General features: G+C 66.1%; 8 protein-coding genes. 3 read left to right on the top strand and 5 right to left on the bottom strand.

What is annotated here, in order from left to right; all coding sequences use genetic code 11:
• The 3 genes from ACTWP8_RS16145 to ACTWP8_RS16135 are packed head-to-tail and all read right to left on the bottom strand — an operon-like array spanning window position 1 to window position 3,892.
• Window positions 1–1,731, bottom strand: coding sequence for an NERD domain-containing protein (locus ACTWP8_RS16145; RefSeq protein ID WP_443322856.1), 1,731 nt, complete (start codon window positions 1,729–1,731; stop codon window positions 1–3).
• Window positions 1,731–3,296 (bottom strand): hypothetical protein, encoded by a 1,566-nt coding sequence (locus ACTWP8_RS16140; RefSeq protein ID WP_443322855.1) that lies wholly within the window; start codon window positions 3,294–3,296, stop codon window positions 1,731–1,733. Before ACTWP8_RS16140 ends, ACTWP8_RS16145 begins: the two co-directional genes overlap by 1 nt.
• Entirely contained in the window at window positions 3,293–3,892 is a 600-nt protein-coding gene (locus ACTWP8_RS16135) for a hypothetical protein (protein WP_443322854.1), read from the bottom strand. Before ACTWP8_RS16135 ends, ACTWP8_RS16140 begins: the two co-directional genes overlap by 4 nt.
• 1,095 nt (window positions 3,893–4,987) lie before the next feature.
• Between ACTWP8_RS16135 and ACTWP8_RS16130 the strand changes: the two genes are divergently transcribed.
• The 3 genes from ACTWP8_RS16130 (at window position 4,988) to ACTWP8_RS16120 (ending at window position 9,481) form a co-directional block, all read left to right on the top strand.
• Complete coding sequence (locus ACTWP8_RS16130) at window positions 4,988–5,203, top strand: hypothetical protein (protein WP_443322853.1); 216 nt, start codon at window positions 4,988–4,990, stop codon at window positions 5,201–5,203.
• Between the two features lie 736 nt (window positions 5,204–5,939).
• Entirely contained in the window at window positions 5,940–6,767 is an 828-nt protein-coding gene (locus ACTWP8_RS16125) for an FAD binding domain-containing protein (RefSeq protein WP_443322852.1), read from the top strand.
• Window positions 6,764–9,481, top strand: a complete 2,718-nt coding sequence (locus ACTWP8_RS16120; protein ID WP_443322851.1) for a molybdopterin-dependent oxidoreductase — start codon at window positions 6,764–6,766, stop codon at window positions 9,479–9,481. Before ACTWP8_RS16125 ends, ACTWP8_RS16120 begins: the two co-directional genes overlap by 4 nt.
• Before the next feature lie 262 nt (window positions 9,482–9,743).
• Here ACTWP8_RS16120 and ACTWP8_RS16115 read toward each other — a convergent pair whose 3' ends face one another.
• Both ACTWP8_RS16115 and ACTWP8_RS16110 read right to left on the bottom strand, forming a co-directional pair.
• On the bottom strand, window positions 9,744–10,094 hold the full coding sequence (locus ACTWP8_RS16115; protein WP_443322850.1) for a DoxX family protein: 351 nt from the start codon (window positions 10,092–10,094) through the stop codon (window positions 9,744–9,746).
• Window positions 10,095–10,322: 228 nt separating this feature from the next.
• Window positions 10,323–10,541, bottom strand: coding sequence for a hypothetical protein (locus ACTWP8_RS16110; RefSeq protein ID WP_443322849.1), 219 nt, complete (start codon window positions 10,539–10,541; stop codon window positions 10,323–10,325).
• Window positions 10,542–11,076 lie beyond the last annotated feature (535 nt).

The following is an 11,076-nucleotide window of genomic DNA, read 5'->3' as shown; positions in this document are numbered from 1 at the left end:
TCACTCTCCCAAGACAAGTCGGCGGAGGTCGGGGCGCGCAGTGCGGGCGGCGAGGACGGTTAGGTCGTCGCGGGCGCGGGAGGACGCGATGTAAAACAACGACTCCTCCTTGGGGCTCGCGATCCGCTCGAAGTCGGTCACGATCGCTGCTGGGGCGTCCATGCCCTTGAAGCCGTGGATGGTGGCGTACGGAATCTGGTTCCCGGCGGCGCAGTCTGCGGGCGCGAGGCGGGAGGCCCAGCGAGGAGTGCCGCGGAGCCCCTCGGCGGCGCTTCCGGTGCGGAGCGGGGAGAGGACGACAATCTCGTCGGCGTCAAAGCCGTCGCTGAGGAGCCGCTGCAGGTGCTCTTCGAGGAGGCCGACTTGCTCATCCCGGGTGGACCACAGCCGCTGGACGGTCTCGCGGTCGTTCTCCGGCCGGAGGTACCCAGCGTAGCCGGGGTCCAGCCGGGAGCTCGTCTCCACGTACTGCGCCACGGCGGGGACGTTCCGGCAGTTCTTGGCAAGGTGGAAGGTCGCGCTCGACATTGTCCGGTCAAGGAGGAGATGGAGACCGTCGCCGGAAGAGTCGTAGATCGCCTGGTTTGTGAAGTCGCCGAAGAACAGCCACTGCCCTCCGGCCAGGCCGCTGCCAACCGCGGTGTCGAACACATCCAGGTACGCGTCGAGCATCAGGTCCTGCGCTTCGTCGACGACCAGGGCGTCGAACGGCGGCAGCTCGCGGTCGAGGAGTGCCTCCAGTGCACGGTCGGGCAGCTCCCGCTCGAAATAGTCGTGGGGCCTGGCCCCCTGCCTTCCACCGTCCTGGCCTGCTAGCGCAGCGAGGTAGCTGTGCAGCGTTCCCGCGGTGATGCCCGGTGCGGTCACGGTCTCCTCGCGCAGCCACTGGCCGAGCAGCTTGTTGTAGCAGCACAGCAGGACCTGGCGGCCTTCGGCGGCCAGCCGCCGCGCGGCTTCGAGCGCGATAAACGTCTTTCCGGTGCCGGCCGCACCCTTGACGGTGCAGCGCGGATTTCCGGCGATCATGTCGAGGAGCTGGAACTGCTCCTCGGTGAAGCGGGCGACCTCATCTTTGCGCCGGTAGCGCTGGATCTTGGGCGATTCGGTGAAATCGAAGGCCGGACGTAAGTGTTCGGCGATCCGCTTGGCGTCGTCCTTCGAGGGTTCTGCCGCGTCCGGGCGGAACCAGCCCCTGGCGCTGCCGGAAGCTGCTAGGTGGGCGCGGTGGTTGCGCAGGATTCCCAGGACAAGGGCGGAGACGGGGCGGCGGTGGAAGTCGGTCGCATCGAAGTACTGCCAGCTGTGCCACTCGCCGCAGTCTGGTGGGGCGAACCGGGTGTGCGTGAAGGCGACCGCCGAGGCGATAGGGACGGGCGGCAATCCGGCCGCGGAATTCCTGAGCTGCTTCTTGACGGCGTGCATGGCCTCATCCGCCTGGATGAAAGGGCTGCGGACCGTAGGCTGCTTGCTTCCGAGCTTCCAGAGGCCGTCGCTGAGCCGCTCGACTCGGCGGTACGCCTTGACCTCGATCACGACGATGCCATGCCCGGGGACGATGACAACGAAGTCCGCCTCCCCCTGGATTTGCCGCGGGTGCCGAGCAATGCCGAGGGAGTGCAGTGCGATCCAGCCTTCTGTCGCCGGATCGTCTCGCAGGCGCTCGAACAGCTCACGTTCACCAGGGCTGGGGGTGGAATCCGGGTCGTAGTACGGCGGGATCATCCGGGTCATCAGAGGTCCTCGGATACGCGGAGGGAGCACAGGGTGTACGCCGGCACTTGGTACACGCCGGGAAGGAACTGGTCGATCCGGGTGACAGATACGGTCTCGTGTGAGGAGGGCAGGACGACTTCGTCGTACCCGGATTCCGCGATGCGCCGCACGTCGCACCTGGCCAGGGCCGCCTCCAGATCGGCCTCGTACCGGTGCCCGGCCCGGCGGTGGGCACTGTCAATCCTCGTGAGGTCAGCCCAAACGGCCTCGGCATCCTCGCCGCGCCCGAGGTAACGCATCACAACCGCGAAGTCGTCCTGGCTGCGAGTACGGATGCATGGTTCGCTGATCCAATAGGCGACGTTGGCAGTTGCAGCGCCACGCCGCCGGAGATCCTCGGCGACGCCGGGGATGCCCCTTGCATGCCGGTCCACCCGCTCTTGCAGCTGCCGTTTCCAGGCAGCCTGCACCTCGCGCAGCCTTGGTCCGTCAGCGCCGAGCAGAGCGTCAGCCCGCTCGCGCACGTGCCGGTCGTGGGAGGACCGGCGCAGGGCCAGGAAGTCCCCGCAGCTCAGGTCAGCGGCGAGGAGATGCGCGACGCGCCTTCCCGGCTCTGCACCAGTGTCCACGGCGAGGACCCGGGCGTGCGCTGCCGCAGGAATCAGTACGTGCGAGCCGTCGCTGAGCACCGCGATGCGCGCCTCTACATGCACGTCCCGCGCGTCGGCGCCGCCACTCCGGCCGCCCCTTCCGCTTAGCCAGGTGAGGATTTCCTCGGCAGGGGAGCATTCATCCGCGGCCAGCGGGGCAGCCCCCTCCGCAGCGGCACTGCCGATGGAGGCGGGGGCCTCGACCGAGTATGGTCGCGCGCGCTCGACCGGACGGCTGACGGCGCGCCCCGCAGCGGCTCCGTCGAAGGCGGACGCGAAGAGCGGCTCTTGGGCAACCTGCTCGCGGAAGAAGCCGTAGTGCACGACTGCGAGGTTCTCGGCGCGCGGCGCGTCAAGCAGCCATGGCGGCAGCCAGGCAGGCCCTCCCACCGCGGCAGCGGCCTCAAAGACGTCGTCTTGCCGCAGTACGGAGTAGGTCTCCACACGCACTGGCACTCCGCGCCGACGCATGGACTCCGCCACCGGCACGGTGAACTTCCGGTCGGCGAAGACGAGGACAGCACGGTCCAGCCTCCCCAGCACAAGGAACTCGCGCGCGCAGTCGCCGAGTGGGTCCGCGCTGCCGCGCCGGAGCGTCTCCAGAGCGGCGATGGCTTCGAGGAGTTCCTCGTGCGCGGACACCGCGAGGCCTGACATGCCGTCGGCGAGCTGGCGGAGGCGTACGGAGCTTCTGGCGAAACCTAATTCGGGAGCGTGGAAGGGCAGCGGGACAGTGCAGGTGAGCCGACGGCAGGCCCGCAGGAGCCCAGCCGCCTCGCACCACAGCGGCGAGTCGGCCGAGTCATCAAGCGAGCGCAACAGGCGCGTGGCGCTGAAGACGAAGTCACGTGCGGGCCGGTACTCGACGACCTGGTCCCAGGTCTCGGCGGCCTCAGTGCAGCTGTACAGCAAGCCCGCCTGATTGAACGTCATATATGGCCTCCCTGATGGCGCCACGCAAGAACCTCGATGCCGACGGGAACACCCGCCAGGTCCTCGGGGAGGGCAAGGTCAGCCTCGCTGCGCGACCGCTGCTCGTAGAGGGCGTCGGTCGCAGCGTCGGCGCTAGGCGCGGTCCGCTCCACCAGGGCGATGGCCACGGAGGCCATGGAGCCCGCGAGCCACCGGCTCACAGCCGCGGCACCGTCGAGGACACAGACGGCGGGGCGGCGGCGAGCGACATGCGGCGTCATCTCCTCAGGGTCCTCCTGGGCAGACAGGACCAGGCTGCGGTAGGGGCGGGCTGGTCCGTGAACGCCGCGGGACCGCAGGAGGCTCTGGAAGTCCACGGCCTCAGCATGTTCGTGCGCAGCGACAAGCTGGGAGGCCTCGTCCAGGATCTGCGTCCGGTGCCCGACGAGGACGCAGTGCAGGGAGCTGAATCCATGAAAGTCCACGGGATCGCCCGGCACCAGCGGCCGGGATCCCTCCGGCACGTGGAGGTTTTCCCGGAGCAGCGGCCTGCCTTCGATGTCCTCGGACCGGTCCGGCCACGGCAGTACGTCGATGCGGTACCGGTCGGCAGGCATAGAGCTGCCGCTGACGCGGTAGTAGGCACCCCGCACAGTGGTTAACGCACCGAGGAAGATCCCAGTGTGGATGCTCAGGCCCCGTACCGGCACAAGCCGCACCAGCGTCCTGGCAGGCAAACGCCGTGCACGCTCGAACTGCTGGGATCCCGCAGTAGGGTCGAACTGAGGGCGGAAGTCGGCGTACACGGCCCCACATCCGGCGAGCACCGCGGCGTACCGGCGTGTGGGCAGGGAGAGAGCGATGGTCGCCTCGACTTGAGAGCGCGCCAGATACCCTGCCCATGAGCCGAGTTCAGCTAGCCAGGCCGCCCAGCGAGGCATTGGGGTGTAGTCGCCGTCGTCGCACAGCAGGGCAGTACTCAGCGGCGTACGTGCTCGCCCCGACACCAACTATCCCCCACGGTGGCGCGCCCGACATCCCTGAGATCGCCTCTCAGGCCGCGCCGTGCGCGCAAGAGTACAACAATCGCCCCGCAGCATGCAGGGGGTATTCCGAGATCACGTAGACATGGCTGCTCCGCACTGAAGTCGCGTACCGCACACCCTCAAAGCGCTGTGGAGCTAGATGCGGTGACGGGTTGAAATTCCATCGTATTCATGAGCACGGAACGAGCCAACAGCGCGCATTCGACGAGCTGGGCTACGTGTTGGTCCTGACGGTGGAGAATCTGTCGACCGTCACCCGGATCGAGCGGCAAGGCACCCCGGACGGTGGAATTGAACTCTCGTGTCGGGCTCCTGACTGCAGCGCCACGTTGGCGTGACAGGCCAGGGAAAGACGTGCGGCAAGAGGTTGGGGACCCATTCTCGATTACTTGATTCCGGGCAAGTTCTCTACAAGAGGCAGGCCGCCCGAAGCACTCCATGCCCCAGGTCAATGCGACGGCCCGCACGCGCTACGCGTGAGGCGCGAGACGAAAGAGGAAGACAGCCGACCGAATGCACTACGTCGGCAACTCAAGCTCGTAGCCGAAGCCGAGGCGGAACCCGAAATAGAACCAGCATCCCGGAAGTCGCGTGACCCAAAATCAGACCAACATCGGGAGCAAGACCTTTCGTTTCGAATGCGGGGACTTACTCCAGAGGGCAGCAATGAGCCCAACCAAGCTTGCTGGTTGCCTAGCCCGCGAGGTAGGTAGCCGCTGTTGGCACGACAAGCGCGAGCGCGGTGACATCGACAAGAAGCAGGTAGGCAGGATCGCGCACCCTGAGTCGCGCAGCAATGGCGCCGAGCATTATCAGAGCCAGGCCGCTCAAGGCGAGCAGACCGAGAAAAAAGAGACCTCTTCCGAACAAACCCGCCGATAGCCCCGGCAGACTCCAGTAGCCCCACCGCACGCCAGACCCCGGGTGCCATGCCGAAGTGGTCGCGCACGGCCAGGCTTTGGCGTAGGCCGATCAGCTTCACATCCGCCCGCGACGACGAATGGGCGCCGACGACAACCGGCAACACGCCGCTACCACGCCGTGCGCACCCCGCTAACTTTGATGGTGAAGGGACCAACGCCCGAAGATCGGCCGTGGCGGCACGGACCTAGAGCCAACTGTGACCAAGCCCAAGACATCGGAGGTGTTCCCGCCGCCCCCACGTCCGGTCGGCACGGACAACGCCCACCGCCGCCGCTGTGCCCCGGCGAATGTTCCGGTCACAGCATCAGAGACGCTCTACGGGTGGGCTGACGCCGTTCCCGGCGCCGGATGACGGCTGGCGCGACCTCGACCGCGTAAGGCAGGCTTCGCCAGCTCTGACCGTGGGCGACGCGCGCCATGGATGATCCACAGGCGCCGCCGGGCCGGGCGGCGCAGACTGGAGTGAGAGTGCGTGAGCCGCTCGCGAGGTGATGCCCATGAGCCGCATCCTCTCCGCAGGGTCCGCCTGCCTCCTGGCAGGAACAGTGGCGGTGGCGGGGGTCAGTGGCTGCGACTCCTCCGGCGGGGAGAAGGGGGAAGGAACGGGGCAGACGGTCACCAGCACGCGCGCTGGTTGATCGAGTTCGGTAGGCGGTCTGTCGCACGATGATCGTCGTGAGGGAGATCAGTTCCCATGGACCTCAACACCATCACCGAAGTCATCCGGCGACCGTCCGATCGGCCAGGCGTGGACTGGCGCGAAGGCGACGCTTGGCTCGCAGGCGGAACGTGGCTGTTTTCCGCGGAGCAGCCAAGCCTGCGCCGCCTCATCGATCTGACGGCGTTGCGTTGGGATCCCCTCGTCCCGAGCGACGCGGGCCTCGAGATCGGCGCAACGTGCACCATCCGCGACCTGTATGCCTTTGCGCCGCCAGGTGATTGGATCGCGGGAACCCTTTTCACGGAAAGCTGCGAGGCGTTCTTGTCCTCGTTCAAAGTCTGGAGCTCGGCGACCGTCGGAGGCAATATCTGCATGTCTTTGCCTGCCGGCCCAATGATCACGCTGACGGTCGCACTCGAGGCAAAGTACGAGCTGTGGGCTCCTGACGGGTCCGCGCGCAGCGTCGATGCCCTCGACTTCGTGACCGGCGACAATCGGAACATTCTTGCTCAAGGGGAAATATTGCGGCGCATTGACATTCCGGCGCACGCCCTGAGGAAACACGCCTCGCACCGCCGCTTCGCGCTGACCCACCTCGGCCGTTCGACGGTATTCCTCATCGGTACTCAAACGCCAGGAACGAGCGACCTGCTGCTCACCGTCACAGCCGGCACGACACGGCCGGTGCGCATTGCTTTCGACACCATGCCCGATGCCCGAACTCTGCAGCAGTGCATCGACGTTATCCCCGCCGACGTCTGGTTCGCCGATCCCAACGGGAGCCCCGACCACCGTCGCCACCTGACAAAGCACTTCGCCGAAGAGATTCGTCGCGAACTCATGGCTGGGAGCGTGGCATGACATACATCGTGAACGGCAAAAGCTTCGACGAAGAACCAGACCCCGGTCAATGCCTGCGCACTTTCCTCCGCTCACTCGGCCACTATGGCGTCAAAAAGGGTTGCGACGCAGGCGATTGCGGCGCATGCACCGTGTGGTTGGACGGCAGTCCGGTACACAGCTGTATCACCCCTGCTTTCCGCGCAGACGGTCGTGAGGTGACGACGATCGAGGGTCTCGGATCACCCGGCAATCTGCATCCAATGCAGCTACAGTTCCGCGACGCCCCGGGGTTCCAATGCGGTTTCTGCACCGCAGGGATGATCATGACGTCGGCAACGTTCACCGAGGCCCAGAAAGAGGACTTGCCACGGGCGTTGAAGGGCAACCTCTGCCGCTGCACGGGCTATCGAGGGATCGAGGATGCCGTGAAGGGCGTCGCCGGCGTAGAGACCGCGGCGCCAGGAAAGGCCGTCGGGACGAGCGTCAGCGCGCCGGCAGCCAACGACGTGGTAACCGGCCGCGCCGAGTTCACGATGGACACCCACATGGAAGGCATGCTGCACCTCAAGGTGCTGCACTCACCACACGCGCACGCCCGGATCGTCTCGATCGACAAGACCGCTGCACTCGCAGTTCCCGGCGTGCATCGGGTCTACACCTGGGAAGATGTGCCGCGCAAGCGTTTTACTACGGCGATCCACACCGACCATCTTGTCGATCCGGACGACACCTTCATCCTCGACAACACGGTCCGCTTCGTCGGCCAACGCGTCGTTGCGGTCCTGGCCGACACGGTCGGGGCGGCAGAAGAAGGCTGCCGAAGGGTCGTCGTCGAATACGAGGTACTGCCGGCGGTATTCGACCCCGAAGAAGCAATGGCCGAGGGGGCGCCACAGCTGCACGGCGCGGACGATCCATTCGTCCGCGATCCCGTCCACAACATCTTGCTCGAGCTCCATTCGCACATCGGCGATATCGAGGCAGGGTTCGCCGAAGCCGACGTGATCCACGAAGGCACGTACTTCTCTCCGCGCGTACAACACGCGCATCTTGAGACCCACGGCTCGATTGCCTGGCTGGAGGACGGTCGTCTGAACGTCCGCACCAGTTCGCAGTCGCCGTCGATCGGGAAAGCCAAACTTGCCTATCTGTTCGCGCTGCGCCCGGACCAGCTCCGCGTGTTCTGCAAACGCGTTGGCGGCGGCTTCGGCGGCAAACAGGAAGTGATCTCGGAGGATCTGGTCGCGCTCGCCACCGTGGACACCGGGCGACCTGTCTGCTTCGAGTACACCCGCGAGGAGGAGTTCACAACGGCTTCGCCACGGCATCCGATGACGTTGACGGTCAAGCTCGGCGCGAAGGCAGACGGAACGCTCACGGCGTTCCAAGTCCGCCATGTGTCGAACACGGGCGCCTACGGCAACCACGGCGGCGAAACGCTCTATGCGGGCGGCGCTGCTGTCATGATCTACCGCTGCCCCAACAAGAAGTACGACGCGTTCTCCGTCTACACGAACACCGTTCCCAGCGGGGCACTGCGCGGTTACGGATTGACGCAACCGGCGTTCGCCGTGGAATCGGCGATGGACGAACTGGCACGCGCATTGCACATCGATCCGTTCGAACTGCGACGACGCAATATCGTGCGACCGGGTGATCCGCTCGTCGTCACGCATGAGGGCCCCGACGACGTGGTGTTCACCGAGGACGGACTCGCGAAGTGCATCGATCTGGTGGATGACGCCATGGCCCGTACAGCCGATGAGCAGTCCCCTGGCCCCGAGTGGCTCGTCGGGGCCGGCGTCGCGAGTTCGTTGCACGAGACCGCGCCCCCAACCGAACACACCTCCGAGGCCTGGGTCACGCTTGGCGACGACCTCATGTACGAGTTGGCCGTCGGAACAGCCGAATTCGGCGAGGGTACGTCGACCGCACATGTCCAGATCGCGGCCAACCAGTTGGGCACGACGCCGTCGCGGATTCGCCTGGTGCAATCCGACACCGATCGCACGGGATTCGACACCGGTGCCTTTGCGAGTGCAGGCCTTTTCGTGTCGGGCAACGCTGTACTACGGGCGGCCAATGCTGTACGCGACCGCATCCTGGAATTCGCTGCCGCGCACACGGGAATCCATCTCGTAATGTGCTCGATGGACGACGAGGGTGTCGTCTGCGGCGACCAGCGCATGTCGTTGGCCGAGCTCGTCGCATTGGCCCGAGCGCGCGGAATTCGATTCACCGCCGCCCGCAAGGCCTACGGCTCGCCCCGAAGTGTCACCTTCAATACGCAGGGGTTCCGAATCGCCGTCCATCGGGTGACGGGTGAGATCCGTATCCTTTACAGCGTCCAGGCGACCGATGCCGGCGCAGTCATCAACCCCGCGCAAGTCCGGGGACAGGTGGAAGGCGGTGTCGCCCAGGGAATCGGCTTCACGCTGACCGAGAATTACCAGATCGACGCGGACGGTGTCATGGTCAACCCGAACTTCCGCAACTACCGCATCCCCACCTACGCCGATATCCCCCGCACCGACGTGCTCCTGGTGGACTCGGCGGATTCCGTTGGGCCCTTGCGGGCGAAGGGGATGGCGGAATGCTGTATCAACCCGGTGGCCCCCGCGTTGGCGAATGCGCTCCACGACGCCACGGGAGTCCGCTACCGCGCGCTGCCCTTGACTCCGGAACGGATTTACAGTCGGCTCAACGAAAAACTGTCGGTGCCGACGGCCTGAACGGAAGGCGGACACGGATCTCCGCAAAGGCCGCCTGAACCCCAACCGGCGACCGGCCTGTCCAACCGCAGACCGGCCCCAGAAACCCCTTCCCCTCTTCCCGTAGCCCGCCGCTTTGCGCCGAAGGCGCGAGACGAAAGAGGAAGACGGCCGAGCAGAATGCCGCGCCCCGTTGGCAACTCAGGCTCGCAGCCGTAGCCATAGCCGTGGCCGAAGCCGGGTTGCTTGTCGCCTGGCGAGCCCAACCAAGCCTGCTGGTGGCCTAGTCCGCAAGGTGGGTAGCCGCCGTACCCACGACAAGCGCAAGTGTGGTGACATCGACAAGAAGCAGGTAGGCAGGATCGCGCACCCTGAGTCGCGTAGCAATGGCGCCGACCATCACCAGGGCCAGGCCGCTCAAGGCGAGCAGGCCGAGGAAAGTGACCTTGATTCCGAGCAGCACGCCGATACCGCCGGCGGACTCCAGTAGCCCCACCGCTCGCCAGACCCCGGGCGCCATGCCGAAGTGGTCGCGTACGGCCAGGCTTTGGCGGAGTCCGATCACCTTCACCCCGCCCGCGACGATGAAGAGGGTGCCGACGACAACCGACAACACGGCCGCTACCACGCTCACGTGCGCACCCCGCTGACGTCGATGGTGAACGAACCAACGCGCCGATGATCGGCCATGGCGGCCAGCCGTAGGGCTGACTGTGACCGAACACACGACATCGGAGGCGTTTCCGCTGTCCCCACATCCGGTCGGCACGGACAACGCCCAGGCCGCCGAAAGCCCGGCGCACGTTCCGGGTCACAGCACCAGAGACGTTCTACCGGGGGGTGAACTTGATCTTCCAGAAGTTCAGGGGTGGGGAGTTTTGCTGAGCGGCGATCTCGGGCGGTTCAGCCGCCAGATCACGTCGGTCCCGCAGTCCGAGGGAGCCGCGGGCGGTGTTACTTGTTCGCGCCGGATCTCGGTGAAACCCAGGCGCCTGGGAATGGCGCCGCTGGCCGCGTTGGCCAGGTCGTGCACGATTTCCAGGTGCTCCACGTCCGGTAGCGCGAACGCCTCGGTGACCATGGCCGCTGCGGCCCGGGTGGCGATACCCCGTCGATGGCGGCGGGGTGCAGCCAGTACCCCAGGAAGCGGCCCTGTGGCTCGCCGGTGCGGTAGATGGAACAGCTGCCGACGAATGCGCGGTTCACGGTGATCGCGTAGTTGTACGCGTCGCTGCTCTGCCACTTCGGATCGCAGCCGGCAAGAAAGTCGCGGACGTGCTGCCGACTGTGGCGGGCCACCCACGGCATCCACGGCCTCAGGTGGTCGAGTGACTCTTCGATCATCCGGAATAGGGCGTCGAAGTCGCTCTCCGCCCGCCAGCACCGCAGGACAAGGTCCTGACAGTCAATGGTCTCATTGCGGGTGCACAAGATAACGCTGACCGTCGTCACACAGAACCGCGCCGCCCATCGCGTCTACCAGAAGGTCGGTTCGTCGAAGAAGGCAGGCTGCGCCAGGTCTTCCGACGCGACGGCCAGTGGTACGACATGTTCACCATGGGCCTCCTGGAGGCTGAACTCCGTCAGGACCTGCACGTTGCCACGTATGAGCGCCC

The sequence above is a fragment of the Streptomyces sp. 7N604 genome, from assembly GCF_052245475.1.
Classification (GTDB): domain Bacteria; phylum Actinomycetota; class Actinomycetes; order Streptomycetales; family Streptomycetaceae; genus Streptomyces.
The sequence above is the reverse complement of the archived record's forward strand: the minus strand, read 5'-3'. Positions and strand labels throughout refer to the sequence as shown.